The organism is Pseudoalteromonas sp. UG3-2 (genome assembly GCF_037120705.1).
GTDB lineage: Bacteria > Pseudomonadota > Gammaproteobacteria > Enterobacterales > Alteromonadaceae > Pseudoalteromonas.
The window spans coordinates 308,462-327,641 of sequence record NZ_JAWLJU010000002.1 but is presented as its reverse complement, the minus strand read 5'-3'; the positions used below and the strand labels follow the sequence as shown (position 1 = coordinate 327,641).

Below are 19,180 nucleotides of genomic sequence, written 5' to 3'. Positions count from 1 at the left end.
GTTCACCTAGCAGTTTATTATTACCAACTACAGGTTTTCTTTGGTAAAGGCTTTGTCCATTTTATCAAACATGTCTTTTAGCAGTCGCGCTAATTCGCGATAGCGGGGTTTACGAGATGACAATGGCGTGTCATACCCTTGTGCCACCATTTTTTGATGGAGCTCGGTGTACCACGAATACAAGGCTGGACTTAGTGGGGTTTCAGCCCGTTTACCTAGCCACAATAAGCCTTGCACTGGTAACGATAAAAAGAACAAGGCAATCGCTATTGCTTGCGGTAAGTACTGCCATCCCAGATGGGTGGTTTGCAAAAACAGCGTAAATACTGCCAACATTGGCATGGTGTTTAATGCCAGCTCGGTCGCCTTTATTACCCTAAATTCAGGGAATAGCGGTGCCAGCTCCTTGCGCATAGGCCACTCTTTCGAGTATTGACGTCCAAGTTGCACTTGCGAAATAAGACTTTTTTGCATCATAACTCCTAGGTGCTAACTTTTATATAAAAAATGCGGTAAAATTAACGTCTTTAATGTCAACGATACCTTAGTCTAAATGCGTAGCTTGTATGCGCTATAGCTTTAAGCTTAATACGCAATAACTGTAATTGTCAAAACGGAAAGTCATTATGTCATCTCAGCATGTTTTGGTTCTAAATTGTGGTAGTTCTAGTCTCAAATTCGCCATCATCGATAGTGAAACTGGCGAAGAAATTTTATCTGGCCTCGCCGAGCGCCTCGCCGATCAAGTACCACAAATCAAATACAAGTACCAAGGCACCAAAAGCGTTATTCCGCTTAACAGCGGCGATGCCCACCAAGTCGCTATTGCGACCCTAGTTAAACTCATCAAAGACCTCGCTCTTGACGCTAACCTAGTCGCTGTTGGGCACCGCGTTGTGCATGGTGGCGAACGCTTTACTCATTCTGTTTTGATAGACCGCTCAGTGATCGAGGCCATTCAAGAAACGTCAAGTTTGGCGCCGCTGCACAACCCTGCCAACTTATTAGGCATAGAGGCTGCACAAAAGGCTTTTGCTCACTTACCTCAAGTTGCAGTGTTTGATACGGCCTTTCACCAAAGTATGGATCAAATAGCCTACTTATATGCTCTACCTTATTCGCTGTATCAAGACCACGGAGTGCGTCGCTATGGTTTCCATGGCACCAGTCATGCTTATGTATCGGCACAGGCAATTGAGATTTTAGGCTTAAAAGATAAGCCTTCACGTATTATTACCGCGCATTTAGGCAATGGTTGCTCGGTAGCTGCCATCAAAGATGGTCAATCCATCGATACCAGTATGGGACTTACCCCGCTTGAAGGTTTGGTGATGGGCACTCGCAGTGGCGATATCGACCCGGGCTTATTTTCCTTCTTAGTCCACCAACTTAACTATTCGGCGCAGCAAATCGATACCTTATTAAATAAACAGAGTGGTTTATTGGGGATCAGTGGTTTGTCTAACGATTGTCGCACCATTGAAGAAGCGGCACAAAAAGAGCACCCGCAAGCCAAGTTGGCACTGGATATTTTCTGTTATCGCCTAGCAAAGCAAATTGCCAGCTTCTTAGTACCATTGCGTGGCCTTGATGCCCTGGTGTTTACCGGTGGAATTGGCGAGAACTCAGACGTGATCCGTGCCAAGGTAGTAGCATACTTAAGTTACCTCGGCATGGAAATCAATCAAGAGGCCAACCTTGCAGCGCGTTTTGGCGCTCAAGGCATTATCACCGATGCCGCACAAAGCCCCCTCGCCATGGTGGTGCCCACCAATGAAGAATGGGTCATCGCCGATGACGCAGCGAAACTAGCAACAGGAGCTTAATCATGGGTCGTCGTATTATGCTGATCCCAATATCTACCGGTGTTGGCTTAACCTCGGTGTCGGTTGGTATTGTTCGTGCTTTGGAACAAAAAGCAGTCAAGGTCAACTTTTTCAAACCCATTGCACAACCACGCAAAGATGACTTAGGCCCAGAAAAATCCACTCTGATTGTGCAACATGGCTCTCCTATTGCGCCACCGACTCCATTCGATTTAAGTTATGCCGAGCAAATGATCGGCGATGGTAAAGGCGACGATTTATTAGAAGAGATTGTTGAACGCTTTGAAAGTGCCGTGCAAGCGGACGAAGTGGCCATTATTGAAGGCATGGTGCCAACCAGAAGGCAACCGTACGCTGGACGAGTCAATCGAGAAATAGCGCAAACGCTGGGCGCCGAGATCGTCTTCGTTTTAACTCCAGGTAACGACTCCATCGATGAAATAGAAGACCGTTTGGAAATCGCTGCAGGCAACTATGGTGGCGTGGATCACCCACGAGTGTTGGGCTGCATTTTCAATAAAGTTAACGCTCCGCTGGATGAAGATGGCCGCGCGCGCGCCGACTTGGTCGATCAATACAACGCCGACGAACTGGATAACGAACTGAACCGCTTGGCTTCATTGCCTATTTTTAGAAAGCATCCTTTTCAATTACTGGGCTCAATTCCTTGGGATTTTGACCTGGTTGCGCCACGAGTCATCGATCTTAGTAATTATCTGAAAGCCGAAGTGATTAATGCTGGTGACATGGAGCATCGTCGCCTCCGTCGCGTTACCTTCTGTGCTCGCACGGTGTCAAACATTCTTAACCACTTCACCCCGGGTGCTTTATTAGTGACTCCAGGGGATCGCTCGGATATTCTCGTTGCAGCCTGCTTATCCGCCATGAACGGCACTAAAATTGGTGCCATTTTGCTCACCGGCGGCTTCCGCCCAGAAGAAAAAATCATGACCTTATGTGAGCAAGCTATGGCCACTGGCTTACCAATCCTTGCCACCGATGCTGATACCTGGCGCACCTCATTATTGCTGCATAACTTTAATATGGAAGTGCCCAGTGACGATGAGCAGCGCATAGAGAAAGTAAAGCTGCATAACGCCTCACACATCGACAGTGAATGGTTAGAAACGCTAGCGCAAGGCGTGGCGAAAACGCGTAAATTATCGCCGCCAGCGTTTCGCTTCTTGTTAACGGATCTGGCTCGTAAAGCACAAAAAACCATTGTTTTACCTGAAGGCAACGAACCGCGAACCATTAAAGCGGCAGCCATTTGTGGTGAACGTAACATCGCCAAAACCGTGTTGTTAGGTGATCGCGAAGAAATCGAGCGGATCGCTGCGCAGCAAGGGGTTGAGCTCAATGAAAACGTCACCATCTTATCGCCAGAGCAGGAAGTGAATAAATACATTGCACCTATGGTGGAGTTGCGAAAAGGCAAAGGCTTAACCGAAGTGGTTGCCGAAGAGCAATTACAAGACAATGTGGTCTTAGGTACTATGATGCTGGCACAAGGTCAGGTAGACGGCCTGGTGTCTGGTGCCGTTAATACCACTGCCAATACCATTCGCCCTCCATTGCAGTTGATCAAAACGGCGCCCGGCGCTTCGTTAGTGAGCTCAGTGTTTTTCATGTTGTTGCCAGATCAGGTGTTGGTTTATGGTGACTGTGCCATTAACCCAGACCCAACGGCGGAGCAACTGGCGGATATTGCCATTCAGTCGGCGGATTCAGCGGCGGCGTTTGGCATTGAGCCGCGAGTGGCGATGATAAGCTACAGCACGGGTACTTCGGGGCAAGGCGCCGACGTAGAAAAAGTGCGAGCCGCCACCGAAATTGCGCAGCAAAAACGACCGGATCTCGACATTGATGGTCCATTGCAATACGACGCCGCAATCATGGAAAATGTTGCTCGCAAGAAGGCACCAAACAGTAAAGTAGCGGGTAAAGCCACTGTGTTTGTCTTCCCAGATCTGAACACCGGTAATACCACTTACAAGGCCGTGCAGCGCAGTGCCGACTTAATCAGCATAGGTCCGATGCTGCAAGGCATGAGAAAACCTGTAAATGACTTAAGTCGTGGCGCGTTAGTGGATGATATTGTCTACACCATAGCCTTAACCGCAATTCAAGCCACTCAAATCGTTGAGTAAATCACTTAAGCCAGGCAGGGTCACTGCCTGGCTTAAGTAACCGCTGCCACCGCGCCAATTGCCCTTGATTTTCGCTGGTCTTTACCCCCACTTCGCTATACTATAATTAAGCTAAACAGCCGAAAATACACTGATAATCATAGCTGGTTTGAAAAGGGAAGGTGATGTCAAAGCAAACATTACAACTGCTAGAACAAGAATTTACTATTCACAGCTTGGATTGTGATGCCACAGTTCCACAGGCCGTATTGCGCAGCGAACTGTACTTTATAGCGAAAACCGAAGACGAGCTGTCTATCGTGTGTAGTTCTGATATCAATGTCGATAGTTTGGCAGCAGAAAGTCACTGGCGAGCACTTGAGGTACTCGGGCCATTAGGCTTTTCTTTAACTGGGATCATGGCGAATATTTCCGGCGTCTTGGCTAAAGCCAACGTCTCTATTTTTACCTTGTCGACCTACGACACAGACTATATTTTGGTAAAAGAAAGCCAAATACAAGCCGCTATGAATGCCCTCAAAAAAGATGGATATTTACTACTTTGATAGCACTGAGTCCGGCAATTAATTATCGTCCAATCACCCAAATAGCTAACCCCATAGCGCACATTCCGAGCCCGTTTTCGGGAAAAGTTTTGCCGCTGGCAGCACACCCTAATGCGGCCATTGCGACTGGCATGTTAGGTGCTGGCGTGTGCGTTAAGATGAACGTGCCACTGCTGCTATCACCTTGTAATGGCACCCTTGAGCAGATTAGAAAAGACAGCTGCGAATACCTTATCACCGCCAGTAATGGCTTAAAAATGCTTCTGAGTTTGGCATTAAGCAGTGAGTTCACCAAGCCCGAGTTACTCAAAGCCAACAGTTTTGGCAAAACTCAAATACGCCTAGCTGAGCCCTTATGTTTTTATGATGTGCCACTGCAAGAAGCCAAATGCGTAGGTGCCATTGTGCTGCTCAATGCACAAAAACTGGGAGCATGTTATTATCCATTAAAACAAGTCACTGCGGCGAAAGAGCCGATAATTACCATAGCAAGGGCATGTGCTTTATGACCACAATTATGTACGGGATCAGCAACTGCGATACCATTAAAAAAGCCAAAAAACACCTACAACAACACAATGTTGAGTTTACTTTTCACGACTATCGCAAAGACGGTTTAGATGCCGAATTATTGCAAACCTTTATTGATCAACTCGGCTGGGAAAATGTCCTCAATAAGCGCGGAACAACCTACCGTGCGCTGTCTGACGAAGACAAACAAAACCTCAACGCCGACACGGCAAAAGCGCATATGTTAGCAGCTCCAGCAATGATAAAGCGGCCTATTTTATGTCATCAAGGCCAATATCACTTGGGCTATAAAGCGCCACAATACGATGAGATATTGGCATTATGAGTGAGGTCATCGCGTTAGCCCAGGCATTAATACAACGCGCTTCCATCACCCCTGAAGATGCCGGTTGCCAAGCCCTGATCAATGAACGGTTAAGCCGCTTAGGCTTTACCATTGAAGAGCATTTTTTTGTTGATACCCTCAATACTTGGGCACGTAAAGGGACTCAAGGGCCACATTTTTGTTTTGCTGGTCACACCGACGTTGTGCCGGTAGGTGATACCGCCCGTTGGCAGCACCCTCCTTTTGCAGCCACGATAAAAGACGGTATGTTACACGGTCGTGGTGCTGCCGACATGAAAGGCTCGCTCGCTGCCATGGTGGTTGCCACAGAGCGCTTTATACAAAAGCACCCAGATCACAAGGGCTCTCTCTCTTTTTTAATCACGTCAGATGAAGAAGGCCCGTTTATTAATGGCACCACAAAGGTGGTGGATCTCCTCGAAGCGCGACACGAAAAGATTGATATGTGCTTAGTGGGTGAACCTTCTTCCCGTGATAAACTCGGTGACGTGGTCAAAAATGGCCGCCGAGGCTCGTTAACTGGCCATTTAAAAGTGTTAGGCAAGCAAGGCCATGTTGCCTATCCGCACCTAGCAATCAACCCCATCCATCTTGCTGCACCGGCTTTGGCCGAGCTCAGTCAAACTCATTGGGATGAGGGCAATGCGTTTTTCCCCGCAACCAGCTTTCAAGTGTCAAACATTAATGGTGGTACCGGTGCTGGTAATGTTATTCCTGGCGAGCTAGAGATCCAGTTTAATTTCCGCTTTAGCACCGAGGTGACCGCCGAGCAGCTGCAACAACGCGTAGTGGATATCCTTAACCAACATCAGCTGTGTTATGAGCTAGATTGGATAGTCAATGGTCAGCCCTTTTTAACCGAGCCGGGGCCGTTACTCGACGTCACCCTTGAAGCAATCAAAGACGTCACTGGGTTAACTTGTACACCGGAAACATCCGGTGGCACCTCTGATGGTCGCTTTATTGCACAAACCGGGTGTAAGGTGATTGAGTTAGGCCCAATCAATGCCACTATTCATCAAGTAGATGAGTGCGTCAGTTGTGACGACCTAGAGCAGTTAGCGCTTATTTATGAACGAATTTTGGAGCAGCTTCTTGGCTAATTATGCCCTTTCAACATCGGCATGTATCGCCTGTGGTGTCAATGAGTCAGCGCTCGTTGCATTTACCAAACAGTACGTCCATCGGCATATTGTTGCTGATCTTAGTGCCCTTAGCAGTGCCGCGAAGGCAGCAGGTTTTGATTTTGCTATTGCCTCAGCGTACCGCAGCTTTTGGCGCCAAAAAGCCATTTGGAACAACAAGTTTCATGGCCACCGAGCGGTATATGACCAAGCTCAGCAGCAAGTGGACCTCAGTGCGCTTTCTGAGTTAGAGAAAGTTCACGCCATTATGCTGTTCTCGGCGCTACCAGGAGGCAGCCGCCATCATTTTGGTAGTGACCTTGATGTCTACGCTCGCAACCTTATTCCCGCAGGACAGCGCTTGCAACTTGAGCCTTGGGAGTATGAAGCTGGCGGCTATTTGGCCGAGTTTAATGACTGGTTAAATGAACATTTAGCTGACTTTGGCTTTTACCGCCCCTATGACCGTTACCGCGGTGGCGTAGCCGCAGAGCCGTGGCATATTAGTCATCGCGCGGTTGCCGACTCATTGGCGCCAGAGCAAAGCATAGCGGCCATTGCCACCACGCTAGAACGCAGCGATGTTGCAGGGAAAGAGACTATCCTGCAACATTTACCGGCGCTATATGAAACCTATATTGTTAACGTAGCAACCTAATCTCTAGGCTAAAATTACCTTTTCTTTTCATGAATGGCGTCTAGTCTTGCCAATAGGCTAGACGTATCATAACGGTTACCACCTAAGGCTTGCACATCGGCATAGTATTGGTCCACCATCGCCGTAAGGGCCAAATTTGAGCCATTAGAGCGCGCTTCATCCAATGCGATCCCTAAATCTTTACGCATCCAATCCACGGCAAAACCAAACTCATACTCCCCTGCCAACATGGTTTTGTGGCGGTTTTCCATTTGCCATGAGCCTGCCGCACCTTTAGCAATGGTTTCAACGACTTTTTCGCCATCTAGACCGGCGTTTTTGGCAAAGTGTAAGCCTTCAGCCAGGCCCTGCACCACCCCAGCTATGCAAATTTGGTTGACCATTTTACATAACTGACCTGAGCCAACATCACCTAAAAGTTGGCTAAACTGGGCATAAGCGGCCATCACGGGTTGCGCTTTGGCGAAGGCTTCTTGGTCACCACCAGCCATCACCGTAAGCACGCCATTTTCCGCACCTGCCTGCCCGCCCGACACTGGAGCATCAATAAAGCTGACCGCCAGCTGTTGTGCGCACTGGTGTATTTCTCGCGCTACTTTGGCCGACGTTGTGGTGTGATCAACCAAAATTGCACCTGCTTTCATGCCAGCTAGAACACCTTGCTCGCCATACACCACAGAGCGTAAATCATCATCGTTGCCGACACACATAAACACAAAGTCGCAGTCAGCCACGGCCTCTTTTGGCGTCGTTGCCAATTTCCCTGAGTACTCTTTTAGCCACTGTTGGGCTTTCGCTGTCGTGCGGTTATACACGGTTACTTGATGGCCAGCTTGGTGTAAATGGCCTGCCATTGGGTAGCCCATTACCCCTAAACCTAAAAATGCGACTTTGATTGACATAAAACTGTCCTATTTGCTTGTTATCTTATTAAGAATGGAGTTTTTATACCCGAGCCCAGCAATCATAGCAAATGAAAAACACGGCTCAGTTCTCGAATAACATGAATATTACACACGGAGCCTGAAAGGATGGAAAATATTTATCGTTTTAGTGCACAACTCATCGACGGTCAGGTCTTGCCATTACAATCTTTAGCTGGCAAGCCTATTTTAATCGTTAATATTGCCAGTAAATGTAGTTTTGCACCGCAATTATCAGCACTGGAAAAGCTGTATCAGAAGTACCAACCCTTTGGCTTTGAGATCCTCGCATTTCCTTGCAACCAGTTTGGCCGCAATGAGCCATTGGAAGATGAAATGCTCAAAGAGTTTTACTCTACTCATTTTAATCTGAGCTTTAAAATATGCACTAAAACACAAGTCAATGGACCCGACGCTCACCCATTGTTTAATTTTCTCAAATCACACACCCGAGGGATCGCCCAAAACCGAGCAATAAAGTGGAATTTCACTAAGTTTCTAATAAACTCTGAGGGCATGTTAGTATCACGTTATGCCCCTAGAACGAAACCTGAAACGTTAAAACCTGTGATAGAGAGTCATTTAAAAAATGAAAGTCGCCCTGTTCAGCTCGCAAAACTATGAAGTGCCCTTTTTCCAGCAAGCCGCGCACGGCATTGCCGCCTTAGAATTTAGCTTTATCGCTGAATCGCTTAACGAAAACACCGTACAATTATGCCAAGGTTATGATGCGGTGTGTGTCTTTGTTAACGATGACATCAATGCCAAGGTTATTGCTGAGCTTGCCAAGCTAGAGGTGAAAACCATTGCTTTACGTTGTGCAGGCTTTAATAATGTTGACATTAAAGCGGCACAACAACACGGCATTGCCGTGGTTCGCGTCCCCGCCTACAGCCCAGAAGCTGTCGCAGAGCATTGTATTGCCTTAATGCTTACCTTGAGTCGTAAAACGCACAAAGCCTACAACCGCGTTCGCGAGGACAATTTTGACTTAAATGGCTTGTTAGGTTTCAACCTGCATAATAAAACGGTTGGGATCATCGGCTGTGGTAAAATTGGTCAAGCGCTGGTGCGTATCCTCAATGGTTTTGGCGCCAACGTGCTGGTGTACGACCCAAATACTGGTGAAGGCCCCTATACCTTAGTGTCACTGGAGATCCTGCTAGCACAAGCGGATATCATCAGCCTGCACTGCCCGTTAAACGAACATACCCATCATATTATCGACGCGGAGGCCTTTGCCCAAATGAAACCCGGTGCCATGTTAATTAACACCAGCCGTGGCGCGTTATTAGACAGTAAGGCTTGCATTAACGCCTTAAAGTCAAAACAATTGGGGTATTTAGGCTTGGATGTTTACGAGCAAGAATCTGAGTTGTTCTTTAAAAACCGCAGTGAAGAAATAATTCAAGACGATGTGTTTTCTCGCTTAGTCAGTTTTCCGAACGTCCTAATTACCGGACATCAAGGCTTTTTTACCAAAGAAGCGTTAAAGCAAATCGCCACGGTCACGTGCGAAAACCTCGCCGCAATCGCACAAGGTCAGCCATTGGTCAATCAAGTATAAATAGCAAAAAAAAGAGCACTCAATAATGATGTGCTCTTTTGGTTACTTCAAAGTCGGGGGAAGTAAATTTGTCAATTAGGCTTTGCTTTTTAACTCTTGAGTTACCTTAGCAAGACCTACTTCAGAAATTCGCATGGTGATTTCTTTTTGCTTGGCACTGAGTAATGAAATGCCCTCAGCAACCATATCGTAGACTTTCCAATCACCATTTTTGCTCTGCCTAAACTTAAAATGCATGTCGATGTCAGGGCCTGACGGCTCTTTTATCAACACTTTAACAGTGGCAAAGTCGGAATCAGAAGACAGCGGAAGTTCTTCAAACAACACTTCTTGCCCCTTGTACTGCAATAGGGCGTTGGCATAGGTAGACACCAGATACTCATCTACGGCACTGATAAAATCCACAGCTTCACTGCGCTTTAAACCTTTAATGTGTTTACCCAGTAATTTGAAAGACACAAACTTAACGTCAATATGCGGCATCAAACGACTGCGCACGATCCCTTTCATTTGTGATTCAGTTGCTTTGCCTTGGCTATTGACCGTTTTGATATCAGCAAATAGTTGCTCACCCACTTGGTTAATCAATGCATAAGGCGTCTGTTGCGCTACGGCTAAGCCCGAAAAAAGCAAAAAACTGAAAATAACAAGTAACTTTTTCATCGTTTAATCCTTATTAAACCTTAGACACAAGTCTATCCAATTTGACCCGTGCAAATAAACATATCAATTAGAAACATATTGGTGCCAAAAACACACCATTACTGTGTATTCAGGTAATGATGCCGTTGATTCTGCTGGATAGTGCTTTAACTACCCATGAATAAACGCCGCCATTATAGGCGCTTTAGCAATTAGAAAGTGTCAAAAAGTGTTTCAATTTATATCGCTTGAAAGCGCCTAAATGCCAAGATTGTTGGGGATTCTATGGTTGGGCCGGGAATGTAGCTAGAAATTGAGTGATACGGAAAAGAAACGATCGTTGTCAGGCTGAGCAAGCTGCGCTAAGGCCGTTACCAGTTCCGTATGGTTGGGTTGAATTTTACTGTGGTTAGGTAAGGTGATCTCGCCCTGCGATAGCTTCTCAGCTAAGGCATCGCCAACAAATGCCATGCGTTGCTGGGCACAAATACTATTGGAAAGCCAACTGCCACAGAGCGAGACAATGCCGATGTTCGGGGCCTTGGCCATTAACGTGGTTTGTTGAATACTTGGCAGGCCACCGACACAGCTGACTCGGCCGCAAAAAACGAGCTGGTTGATCAGTGCCTCGGTATGCTGAGCAGTTAAATCGATAACGCCATCCAGCTCCCGAATACCCAGCTGTTGCGATAAAAAGTCGGCCAAACCGCTGAACTCAGTAGCGGTGTATACCGCGTCAGCTCCGAGTGAGCGCACTAATTTCTGTTGCTCCGGAGTGGTGCTGGCAACCACGGTAATGCCTTGTTGCTTTGCAAATTGCAGTGCCATTTGCCCAACAGGCAGATGCGCTGACTCCACCATGATGGTATCACCGCTATTCAGTTGTAACTTGAATAAGGCAATGAAGGCAGACATAGCCGGCGCTAAGGTCGCTGCTGCCATGGCGGTGTCGACCTTTGGCGGCAGCACCGTAAGCGCATGACTTGGTACTGACACGTATTCGCTCATAACACCAGCAGAGGTGATATCACCATGCCAAAACACCCGAGAGCTACGCTCAGGAAACCCTGTTTTACAAGACTTTTCCACCCGACCGACGGCGTCGACACCAAACACCTTATCGGCCAAAGCGATATCATGGTTGTTGGCAATTTTGGCATCAATGAAGCTGAGACCTACTTGCTCAACTTTCACTAAAACATGATCGTCATTAAGCTGAGGCGAGGCGATTTCAGCTTGCTGAAACGAAATACCATTGCTGCGATTGAACTGCACTGCTTTCATGTTTTGCCTTTTATTTCACTGTAAAATTTGTTCACCAGCTCTAAACTGATGTAATTTATTAAACCACCGTTAGCATATTGCGACAACAGCATTAATGCAAATATCACCCTCGCAATCTCATTTGTTTAGTGTCACAATGGCATCAGTTTAGTACAGTTTAGACATTTTATGGACATTAGCAGCCGTTTATTAATATTTTTGGACGTCGTCGAGCGTGGCTCATTTGCCAGTGCGGCGCAGCTTCGTAATATTGATCGCTCGGTGATTTCCAAGCAAATGACCAAGCTCGAAGATGAGTTGGGGGTACGTTTAATGAACCGCACTACCCGCTCCTTTTCATTGACTTCAGCCGGTGCTGAAATGGTAAAAAAGGCACAAGAATTACGGCTGCTGTTAAATGATACCCAACGTATTGCGCAAAACTACCACACCGAGCCCAAAGGCCTGCTGAAAATAGCCAGCTCCACTGTGGTGGGTCGCCGCTATGTACAACCGGTGCTCAACGCGTTTCAAAAACGCTTTCCCCATGTCGAAGTGGAACTGAGACTTGAAGACCGCTTAGTGGATGTCATTAGTGAAGGGTTCGATCTGGCCTTTCGCGTTGGTGAGCCAAAAGATTCATCGCTTATAGCCCGCAAGATAGCACGCAACCGCTTGTTGATCTTAGCCAGCCCTAGCTTTTTACAAAACCATGGTACCCCTACCACCATCGAGGAGCTCAGTCAGCTTCCTGCGGCGACCTACGCCAGTGATGCATTACGCTTTACTAATATTAACTACCTCGATGAGCACGATGTTGAGCAGCAAGTGGCCGTAAAAAGCATTTTCCGCACCAATGATGGCGACAGTTTATTAGAAAGCGTGTTATCTGGTACCTGTTATATTGTGGTACCGGCTTTTCTGGTCGGCAAAGAAATTCAGCAGGGGTTACTCCAGCCCCTACTGACGGATGTTAAGTTAGTCGATTACGCTGCCATGTACGCACTTTATCCCCACCGAGACTTGCCGGTAAGAACGCGTTTGTTCCTCGATGCCTTTCGTGATTACATTGGCGAAGGAACCCCAATTTGGGAAACCCAAATACCGGGGTTTGAATCCATGTATGGTTTTCAACCACCGAAGCCGCGGTTAACTTTTTAACCATCGAGGCGCTTCATCGCCCCTTTGACCATTTTTTGCGAGTTCATCCACTGCACCGTTTCCGATAAGCTGAGTGGCTCGCAAATGTGAAAGCCCTGTACCAAGGGGCAATCAAGTTGGTTTAGGTAGCGCAAGCAAGCGTCGCTTTCTACCCCGACAGCCACGATACTGCAACCGAGTTTTTTCGCCAAAAACATGCTGGTTTCTACGATTGCCTGATCTTTTTCGCTTTGATGGCTCAGACGCACAAAAGAGCCATCAATTTTTATTTGCGAAATGGGCAATGCTTTTAAAATAGAAAAAGAGGAAAAGCCGGTACCAAAGTCATCAATGCTCACCCTAAAGCCCATATCAATGAGCGTTTCTATTAAGCTGCGGGCTTTGTGTGCCTCTTCCATCACGGTACTTTCTGTGAGTTCGAAAACAATGCAATTGGCATCCACCTGATGATTATCAAGTTGCATCGCCAACATATTAATTAGGTTTTGCTCAGCAATGCCTTGGCTCGATAAATTCACGTGCAAGCTAAGGCTCGGTACGCATTCCAGTAAAATTGCTAAGTCTTGAAATACGCGGTTAATCACCCAGGCACTTAACTGCCGAGTTAAGTTATTTTTCTCGGCCACGGCGATAAACTGCTCAGGCAACAGCATACTGCCGTCGCTTTGTGGCCAACGAAGTAAGGCTTCAACACCATAAATATCGCCACTTTGGCTGGCTATAATGGGTTGATAATGCAAGGTAAGCTCGCACCTTGACAGGGCTACTTTCAGATCCGCCAGTAGCTGAAACTCGGCTTCCATGCCCTCGTGTAGCTCTTCATCAAAGATCACAATACTCTGGGCACTGTGTTTGGCTGAGTACATGGCTATGTCGGCTTGTTTTAACAGCTCAAAGACATCTTGTTGCTGCTGTTGTAAACACAAACTGGCGCCGGCGCTATAGGTGATATCCAATGTTACGCCCTCTACGTCTATGCCGCTGTGCAGCTCACTGAGCAGGGCATTATTTTGCGCATAAATGCCATTAACGTCTGGGGCTTGTAATACAATGATAAACTCGTCACCACCAATGCGATACAGTTGATTGCCTGGTAATAGCGCCGCAGTCATGCGCTCAGCAAGTGAAATCAATAATTTATCACCAAAAAAGTGCCCTTTGGTGTCGTTTATCTGCTTAAAGTTATTGAGGTCCACCAGTAATATACTAAAGTCATGCTGCTGGCGAATATGTTCGTTAATTGCCAAAATACAGCGCTGGCGGTTTTCCAGGTCGGTTAAAAAGTCATGTTCGGCATTGTACTTGGCTAAGGTGACCGATTCGTTAAGCTCATAGAGGCTGGTTAAACTCAGCTGATTAACAACGTAAACAAAAATGGAGCCGAGGAATAAAATCAGACTTAAACCCTGCTCGGCAACGCTTGCCGCGCCGCTTTGGTACAACAACAGCGCAAAACTGGCGTAGCCGATGACAAACAGCGTCATTAATACCAGCAACAATCGCCACCCAGCTGAGGCTGTTAAGCGGCAAATATGCGCTGCGGGTTTAAAAGCGAGAAGCATGATGACGCAACCCGCTATGACAAGTAATAATGCGATCAAAGCGGTACTGTAAAGGTGAATGATGCTTTGAGTATAGTTAAAAATATGAGTCTCTGTACGTTAAAGTAGAACCAGAGCAGCTTCCGGAATATTCCTAAGCTAGGAGCTTAGCAACTAAGCCCCTTGCCACTCAGTTTTACTTTGCTGCTTTTAGCAGGCTATATAACTGATCTTTCAACCACAAACGTTGTTTTTTCAATGACTCTAGGTGTTCATCTGAAGCGTGTTCCACCCCATCTTCAATGCGAATAACGGCATTATCAATATCGTGGTAATCTTTAAACAACTTTGAAAAGTGGTTATCTGACATTTTCAGTTCATGAATTTGATTTTTAAATTCTGGCAGTTCTTTAGCTAGGCTATGGCGTTCAATGTTCATTTTATTCGTCCATCAAGTCGAGTTAAGTGATAGCAAATCGACCTAACCTAAACAGCGCTTGGTCAGGTCGCAAATTCATACTACGCCTAACTGCGGCGACGACTTTGATCTACCTCAACAGCGCCCACGGTAATGTATACACTGCCGCTTAACTTATCTTGACAGTAAAATCGAGGACTAATGACCAATAACCCAGCTCTTTGTTGTAAAGTCGCTAGCCGCTAGGGAGCAATTGTTGTAAAATATCGGCGTTTCTAAGCAAATCTATCTAGCAACTTTTAGAGGAAAACCTGTGAGCGAACAAAAACAGTCTCTTAGTTATAAAGACGCTGGCGTTGATATTGATGCGGGCAACGCACTTGTCGACAGAATTAAAGGCGTAGTAAAGAAAACTCGTCGTCCAGAAGTAATGGGTGGCATCGGTGGTTTTGGTGCCCTATGTGAACTTCCAACTGGATATAAAGAGCCTGTTTTGGTTGCCGGCACTGATGGCGTGGGGACCAAGCTGCGTTTGGCAATCGATTTGAAAAAACACGATACCGTCGGTATCGACCTCGTTGCCATGTGTGTTAACGATCTTATCGTGCAAGGTGCTGAACCCCTATTTTTCCTTGATTACTACGCCACAGGCAAGCTTGATGTAGATGTTGCTGCAGATGTTGTAACGGGTATTGGTAAAGGCTGTGAACTGTCTGGCTGTGCACTTATCGGTGGTGAAACAGCAGAAATGCCTGGCATGTATGAAGGCGATGACTATGACATGGCTGGTTTTTGCACTGGCGTAGTAGAAAAGTCAAAAATCATTGATGGCAGTAAAGTTGCGACAGGCGATCAACTTATCGCGCTTGGCTCTAGCGGCCCGCACTCAAATGGCTATTCATTGATCCGTAAAGTGCTTGAGGTGTCTGGTGCTGATACCAATGCACAATTTGAAGGTAAAACCCTTGGCGAGCATTTACTTGAGCCAACCCGCATTTACGTAAAACAAATTTTAGCGTTATTAAAAGAAGTGGATGTACACGCCCTGTCGCACATCACCGGTGGTGGCTTTTGGGAAAACATTCCGCGCGTATTACCAGAGTCAGCCAAAGCCGTTATTAAAGGCGACAGCTGGCAATGGCCAGCCATTTTCAACTGGCTACAAGAAAACGGCAACATTGCTACCCATGAAATGTATCGCACCTTTAACTGTGGTGTTGGTATGGTGTTGGTGGTACCTGCAGATAAGCTTGAGAAAAGCTTAGAAATTCTCCAAGCGCAAGGCGAAAATGCGTGGCACATTGGTGAAATTCAAGCTGCCGTCAGTGGTGAAGAGCAAGTAGAGATCGTAGGTGGTGCCAAGTAATGGCACCAACTCGCCTAGTGGTACTGATCTCTGGCAGCGGCTCTAACCTGCAAGCAATTATGGACGCTTGCCAGTCGGGTTACATCAATGCCGAAGTGGCTGCGGTGATCAGTAATAAAGCGGATGCCTATGGCTTAACTCGAGCAAAACATGCGGGGATAGCAACCCAAGTGCTCGACCATAAGCAGTTTGCAAGTCGAGAAGAGTACGATGTTGCGCTTGGTCAACTGATCTCAGACTTTACGCCGGATTTAGTTGTATTAGCTGGATTTATGCGTATTCTAACTCCTAGCTTAGTGCAAAAATTTAAGGGAAAAATGTTGAACATTCACCCTTCTTTGTTGCCTAAGTATCAAGGGCTGAACACCCACCAAAGAGCCATCGATGCCAACGATGCCGAACATGGTGTTAGCGTTCACTTTGTTACAGAGGAGTTAGATGGCGGTCCTGTGGTATGCCAAGCCAGAGTACCAATCCTCCCTGACGATACGGCAGAGTCGCTAGCAAAACGTGTGCATATGCAAGAACACAAACTCTATCCTTTGGTGGTCAAATGGTTCAGTGAACAAAGACTAAAAATGGAAGCAGATTATGCTGTTTTTGATAACAAAACCTTACCACTTGAAGGCGCGCCGTACCCAGAACTATAAAAAAATGAGCGCTGTGCTAGTTGGTATTAGCGCTCTCCTTTCCTGCTCAGCAATCGCGACTCCTTTAAGCGAGTATTACGCTGAATATCAAGTCTCACGTAAAGGCGAAGTCCATGGCGAAGCCACTCGACAGCTGAGTAAAGTCGCTGAAAACACTTACACCGTTCGCTATAAAAGTGACATTGAGTGGATGATTTTCTCCGACGTTCGCACCGAAGAGTCACTTTTTGAAGTGCACAATGACCAAGTACAACCGCTCCACTACAGTATGAAACGTGAGGGCACAGGTCCAGACAGGGATTATCGCGTTAAGTTTAATCGCGAAGATAAAACCATACATTCCAACCAACAAAAGTACCCTTTAGATGTAAAGTGGTTAGCTCAGCAACAAGATCATTTAAGCTATCAGGTGCAGTTAAGACATGACTTAATGGCTGGCAAGCGGAAGTTTAGCTACCCCATTATTGATAAAAAAGGCAACCAACGCAGTTATGACTTTGCCGTGGTTGGTGAAGAGATGATCACGCTGCCTTTTGGCAATATCAACACCATCAAAGTAAAACGTCTTTACGATGATAGTGACCGCCAAGCCATTGCTTGGTTTGCTCCTGAATATAACCACATGCTGGTAAAAATGTTTAAGGGCAAAGATGGTATGGAACAGTTTCAAATAGAATTAAAACACTATCAACCAGATAGCAAAACCACAGCTAAGTAACAGTTCATGACAAGGTTATGATTGGCTAAGCAACCTTGTCATGGTAATAACGTTATACTTTTTCACCTAGTTTAAACAAAGCAAATTCACCGGGCTCGAGCTTTTGCCATTGCTCGTCGTTGGTTAGTGGCCGAGTAGCGATGACGGTAACCACATCATCTGGCGTTGTTTCCTGCTGAAAATCCACCACCATATCGGCATCGATTAACGTTGCCTTACCAAAAGGCGCACGTCTGGTGATCCAATGTAGGTTATTGGTGCAGTAAGCAAGCACATAAATACCATCGGTGATCAGCATATTAAACACCCCTTTGGCACGTAGGGTGTGGGCAAGCTTAGCAATATAGCGAAACACCGAGACCATATTTTTTGGCCGGCTTGGGTACTTTTCTCTCACCTTGTCTAAAATCCAACAAAACGCCAATTCGCTATCGGTATTACCTACGGGGCGATAAAACTCGCTTTTAAGGTCTTTATAATCAGAAAGCTGGCCATTGTGAGCATAGGTAATCTCACGTCCCCACAGCTCACGTGTAAATGGGTGAGTGTTCTCTAGGCAGGTGCGGCCACGATTGCCCTGGCGAATATGGCTTATCACCGACACGCTCTTAATGGGATACGCCTTAACCAGTTTCGCGATTTCTGACTGACAACTGGGCTCAGGATCTTTGAAGGTACGACAGCCTTTGCCCTCATAAAACGTGATCCCCCAGCCATCTTTATGGGGACCGGTGTTGCCACCGCGCTCTAACAAGCCAGAAAAGCTAAAACAAATATCGGTGGGGACGTTTGCTGACATCCCTAGTAGCTCACACATTAAACAAATTAACCTTTAAAAACAAAAATATAAAAAGTAAATCAATCACCACTACTGAGCTCATCGCAGAGGCGACTTTGCAACGCTCGAGTTTTATTATGATTTTAATCTAGAAGTAGCATTGTTAAACAGAGCCAAGCTATTGGCAAGCTTAAACCCCATGCAAAGGATGCTTTTACTGTGTTTTTTAGCTACCAACAGGTGATTTATAAGCTTTACTTTTTCATTTCTAGTTCACACGCCCTACAACTCAATTAGGATTTAAAAAACCACTTGTTTTGTGTCTTTAACCTAACTGATTGTTAAGCATCACGTCCCTTTAATGCTTGCAAATAGCTTGAGTTGAAATTTGTGAGGAGTAGATTCAGGTAATTTAAATTGATCTGGTTAGGTTTAAAGCTCACTCCTTGTTCAATATTAGCCATGTGCTTTTTTAGCATGTCTTTATCTTTTGACCAAAAGGCAATGTTTCCTAACACAAAGTCATTCCAATACATTGGAAACTCACTTAAGTTTTCGTTTGGCTTCAGTACTTTTTTTGCCTGAAAAATCGCTTGTTGATAATTTCCCGCTAACCCTTCCATTTGAGCCAAGTGCCAAGTCAATGAGCTTTCTTTTGAGTTATTGTGAGCAATGTAACTTTTTATCAAAGTAGCAGCTTCAGCATAGCAACCAGACTGCTCTAGCAGCCTAAAACCGCTATCTTTTGTTTGATCAAACTGCTGGTAGCTAAGGTCTACGTCTTTTTCTAACCTTTTTTGCAGGGCCACTTTACAATCCGCTAGAGCAGAGTTTGCCATGACCATTAAGGCGATTGATAAAATTCCAATTTTCATAATTGTTCCTTACTTATGTAATGCCGAAAATGGGATAAATATGACCAAAAAGGCAGCGCTTTTAAGCCCAAGCTCTGTGAGCCACTTTCTGGCTTTTT

At 46.1% G+C, this 19,180-nt stretch carries 21 protein-coding genes; 13 read left to right on the top strand and 8 right to left on the bottom strand.

Annotated features, from left to right (window positions below):
• Window positions 1-27: 27 nt before the first annotated feature.
• Entirely contained in the window at window positions 28-474 is a 447-nt protein-coding gene (gene yfbV, locus R3P39_RS04805) for a terminus macrodomain insulation protein YfbV (RefSeq protein WP_336565996.1), read from the bottom strand.
• A gap of 152 nt (window positions 475-626) precedes the next feature.
• Here yfbV and R3P39_RS04800 point away from each other — a divergent pair, with 152 nt between their 5' ends.
• The 7 genes from R3P39_RS04800 (at window position 627) to R3P39_RS04770 (ending at window position 7,180) form a co-directional block, all read left to right on the top strand.
• A complete protein-coding gene (locus R3P39_RS04800; protein ID WP_336565995.1) occupies window positions 627-1,826 on the top strand; it encodes an acetate kinase in 1,200 nt (399 codons plus the stop codon).
• A gap of 2 nt (window positions 1,827-1,828) precedes the next feature.
• The gene (pta, locus tag R3P39_RS04795) at window positions 1,829-3,976 is read left to right on the top strand and encodes a phosphate acetyltransferase (protein ID WP_336565994.1); all 2,148 of its coding nucleotides are present in this window, start codon (window positions 1,829-1,831) and stop codon (window positions 3,974-3,976) included.
• A gap of 164 nt (window positions 3,977-4,140) precedes the next feature.
• Window positions 4,141-4,521, top strand: a complete 381-nt coding sequence (locus tag R3P39_RS04790) for an ACT domain-containing protein (RefSeq protein WP_336565992.1) — start codon at window positions 4,141-4,143, stop codon at window positions 4,519-4,521.
• On the top strand, window positions 4,518-5,030 hold the full coding sequence (locus tag R3P39_RS04785) for a PTS glucose transporter subunit IIA (protein WP_336565989.1): 513 nt from the start codon (window positions 4,518-4,520) through the stop codon (window positions 5,028-5,030). The genes R3P39_RS04790 and R3P39_RS04785 overlap by 4 nt, the downstream gene beginning before the upstream one ends.
• Window positions 5,027-5,377, top strand: coding sequence for an ArsC family reductase (locus R3P39_RS04780; RefSeq protein ID WP_336565987.1), 351 nt, complete (start codon window positions 5,027-5,029; stop codon window positions 5,375-5,377). The genes R3P39_RS04785 and R3P39_RS04780 overlap by 4 nt, the downstream gene beginning before the upstream one ends.
• Window positions 5,374-6,501 (top strand): succinyl-diaminopimelate desuccinylase, encoded by a 1,128-nt coding sequence (gene dapE, locus R3P39_RS04775; protein ID WP_336565986.1) that lies wholly within the window; start codon window positions 5,374-5,376, stop codon window positions 6,499-6,501. Before R3P39_RS04780 ends, dapE begins: the two co-directional genes overlap by 4 nt.
• The gene (locus tag R3P39_RS04770) at window positions 6,494-7,180 is read left to right on the top strand and encodes a M15 family metallopeptidase (RefSeq protein ID WP_336565984.1); all 687 of its coding nucleotides are present in this window, start codon (window positions 6,494-6,496) and stop codon (window positions 7,178-7,180) included. The genes dapE and R3P39_RS04770 overlap by 8 nt, the downstream gene beginning before the upstream one ends.
• Window positions 7,181-7,194: 14 nt before the next feature.
• On the opposite strand, the gene R3P39_RS04765 is transcribed toward R3P39_RS04770, so the two are convergent.
• Window positions 7,195-8,082, bottom strand: a complete 888-nt coding sequence (locus R3P39_RS04765) for an NAD(P)-dependent oxidoreductase (protein WP_336565982.1) — start codon at window positions 8,080-8,082, stop codon at window positions 7,195-7,197.
• A 129-nt stretch (window positions 8,083-8,211) separates the two neighbouring features.
• Here R3P39_RS04765 and R3P39_RS04760 point away from each other — a divergent pair, with 129 nt between their 5' ends.
• Both R3P39_RS04760 and R3P39_RS04755 read left to right on the top strand, forming a co-directional pair.
• Window positions 8,212-8,727, top strand: a complete 516-nt coding sequence (locus R3P39_RS04760; RefSeq protein WP_336565980.1) for a glutathione peroxidase — start codon at window positions 8,212-8,214, stop codon at window positions 8,725-8,727.
• A complete protein-coding gene (locus R3P39_RS04755; RefSeq protein ID WP_336565979.1) occupies window positions 8,693-9,670 on the top strand; it encodes a 2-hydroxyacid dehydrogenase in 978 nt (325 codons plus the stop codon). The genes R3P39_RS04760 and R3P39_RS04755 overlap by 35 nt, the downstream gene beginning before the upstream one ends.
• Before the next feature lie 75 nt (window positions 9,671-9,745).
• Here R3P39_RS04755 and R3P39_RS04750 read toward each other — a convergent pair whose 3' ends face one another.
• On the bottom strand, window positions 9,746-10,333 hold the full coding sequence (locus tag R3P39_RS04750; protein WP_336565977.1) for an MlaC/ttg2D family ABC transporter substrate-binding protein: 588 nt from the start codon (window positions 10,331-10,333) through the stop codon (window positions 9,746-9,748).
• A gap of 285 nt (window positions 10,334-10,618) precedes the next feature.
• Window positions 10,619-11,596: a zinc-binding dehydrogenase gene (locus R3P39_RS04745; protein ID WP_336565976.1), complete on the bottom strand. Its 978-nt coding sequence runs from the start codon at window positions 11,594-11,596 to the stop codon at window positions 10,619-10,621.
• 168 nt (window positions 11,597-11,764) lie between these two features.
• On the opposite strand from R3P39_RS04745, the gene R3P39_RS04740 reads away from it, so the two are divergent.
• Window positions 11,765-12,736, top strand: coding sequence for a LysR family transcriptional regulator (locus tag R3P39_RS04740; protein WP_336565975.1), 972 nt, complete (start codon window positions 11,765-11,767; stop codon window positions 12,734-12,736).
• On the opposite strand, the gene R3P39_RS04735 is transcribed toward R3P39_RS04740, so the two are convergent.
• Together R3P39_RS04735 and R3P39_RS04730 are read right to left on the bottom strand one after the other, a co-directional pair.
• Complete coding sequence (locus R3P39_RS04735) at window positions 12,733-14,235, bottom strand: putative bifunctional diguanylate cyclase/phosphodiesterase (protein ID WP_336565973.1); 1,503 nt, start codon at window positions 14,233-14,235, stop codon at window positions 12,733-12,735. The genes R3P39_RS04740 and R3P39_RS04735 overlap by 4 nt on opposite strands.
• A 238-nt stretch (window positions 14,236-14,473) precedes the next feature.
• Complete coding sequence (locus R3P39_RS04730; protein ID WP_336565972.1) at window positions 14,474-14,716, bottom strand: YdcH family protein; 243 nt, start codon at window positions 14,714-14,716, stop codon at window positions 14,474-14,476.
• 292 nt (window positions 14,717-15,008) lie between these two features.
• Here R3P39_RS04730 and purM point away from each other — a divergent pair, with 292 nt between their 5' ends.
• The 3 genes from purM to R3P39_RS04715 are packed head-to-tail and all read left to right on the top strand — an operon-like array spanning window position 15,009 to window position 17,429.
• Window positions 15,009-16,061: a phosphoribosylformylglycinamidine cyclo-ligase gene (purM, locus tag R3P39_RS04725; RefSeq protein WP_336565971.1), complete on the top strand. Its 1,053-nt coding sequence runs from the start codon at window positions 15,009-15,011 to the stop codon at window positions 16,059-16,061.
• Window positions 16,061-16,711 (top strand): phosphoribosylglycinamide formyltransferase, encoded by a 651-nt coding sequence (purN, locus tag R3P39_RS04720; protein ID WP_336565970.1) that lies wholly within the window; start codon window positions 16,061-16,063, stop codon window positions 16,709-16,711. Before purM ends, purN begins: the two co-directional genes overlap by 1 nt.
• A gap of 4 nt (window positions 16,712-16,715) precedes the next feature.
• Window positions 16,716-17,429, top strand: a complete 714-nt coding sequence (locus tag R3P39_RS04715) for a DUF3108 domain-containing protein (RefSeq protein WP_442962078.1) — start codon at window positions 16,716-16,718, stop codon at window positions 17,427-17,429.
• 52 nt (window positions 17,430-17,481) lie between these two features.
• Here the strand turns inward: R3P39_RS04715 and R3P39_RS04710 are convergent, their stop codons facing one another.
• Both R3P39_RS04710 and R3P39_RS04705 read right to left on the bottom strand, forming a co-directional pair.
• Entirely contained in the window at window positions 17,482-18,246 is a 765-nt protein-coding gene (locus R3P39_RS04710) for a class II glutamine amidotransferase (protein ID WP_336565968.1), read from the bottom strand.
• A 302-nt stretch (window positions 18,247-18,548) separates the two neighbouring features.
• Entirely contained in the window at window positions 18,549-19,082 is a 534-nt protein-coding gene (locus R3P39_RS04705) for a hypothetical protein (protein WP_336565967.1), read from the bottom strand.
• Window positions 19,083-19,180 lie beyond the last annotated feature (98 nt).

Excerpts from the sequence above, each read along its gene's own strand:
- dapE (WP_336565986.1), top strand. The coding sequence starts at position 5,374 with ATGAGTGAGGTCATCGCGTTAGCCCAGGCATTAATACAACGCGCTTCC.
- R3P39_RS04715 (WP_442962078.1), top strand. The coding sequence starts at position 16,716 with ATGAGCGCTGTGCTAGTTGGTATTAGCGCTCTCCTTTCCTGCTCAGCA.
- R3P39_RS04745 (WP_336565976.1), bottom strand. The coding sequence starts at position 11,596 with ATGAAAGCAGTGCAGTTCAATCGCAGCAATGGTATTTCGTTTCAGCAA.
- R3P39_RS04760 (WP_336565980.1), top strand. The coding sequence starts at position 8,212 with ATGGAAAATATTTATCGTTTTAGTGCACAACTCATCGACGGTCAGGTC.
- pta (WP_336565994.1), top strand. The coding sequence starts at position 1,829 with ATGGGTCGTCGTATTATGCTGATCCCAATATCTACCGGTGTTGGCTTA.
- R3P39_RS04790 (WP_336565992.1), top strand. The coding sequence starts at position 4,141 with ATGTCAAAGCAAACATTACAACTGCTAGAACAAGAATTTACTATTCAC.
- R3P39_RS04730 (WP_336565972.1), bottom strand. The coding sequence starts at position 14,716 with ATGAACATTGAACGCCATAGCCTAGCTAAAGAACTGCCAGAATTTAAA.
- yfbV (WP_336565996.1), bottom strand. The coding sequence starts at position 474 with ATGCAAAAAAGTCTTATTTCGCAAGTGCAACTTGGACGTCAATACTCG.
- R3P39_RS04765 (WP_336565982.1), bottom strand. The coding sequence starts at position 8,082 with ATGTCAATCAAAGTCGCATTTTTAGGTTTAGGGGTAATGGGCTACCCA.
- R3P39_RS04750 (WP_336565977.1), bottom strand. The coding sequence starts at position 10,333 with ATGAAAAAGTTACTTGTTATTTTCAGTTTTTTGCTTTTTTCGGGCTTA.
- R3P39_RS04705 (WP_336565967.1), bottom strand. The coding sequence starts at position 19,082 with ATGAAAATTGGAATTTTATCAATCGCCTTAATGGTCATGGCAAACTCT.
- R3P39_RS04740 (WP_336565975.1), top strand. The coding sequence starts at position 11,765 with ATGGACATTAGCAGCCGTTTATTAATATTTTTGGACGTCGTCGAGCGT.
- R3P39_RS04780 (WP_336565987.1), top strand. The coding sequence starts at position 5,027 with ATGACCACAATTATGTACGGGATCAGCAACTGCGATACCATTAAAAAA.
- R3P39_RS04800 (WP_336565995.1), top strand. The coding sequence starts at position 627 with ATGTCATCTCAGCATGTTTTGGTTCTAAATTGTGGTAGTTCTAGTCTC.
- purN (WP_336565970.1), top strand. The coding sequence starts at position 16,061 with ATGGCACCAACTCGCCTAGTGGTACTGATCTCTGGCAGCGGCTCTAAC.
- R3P39_RS04710 (WP_336565968.1), bottom strand. The coding sequence starts at position 18,246 with ATGTGTGAGCTACTAGGGATGTCAGCAAACGTCCCCACCGATATTTGT.
- R3P39_RS04755 (WP_336565979.1), top strand. The coding sequence starts at position 8,693 with ATGAAAGTCGCCCTGTTCAGCTCGCAAAACTATGAAGTGCCCTTTTTC.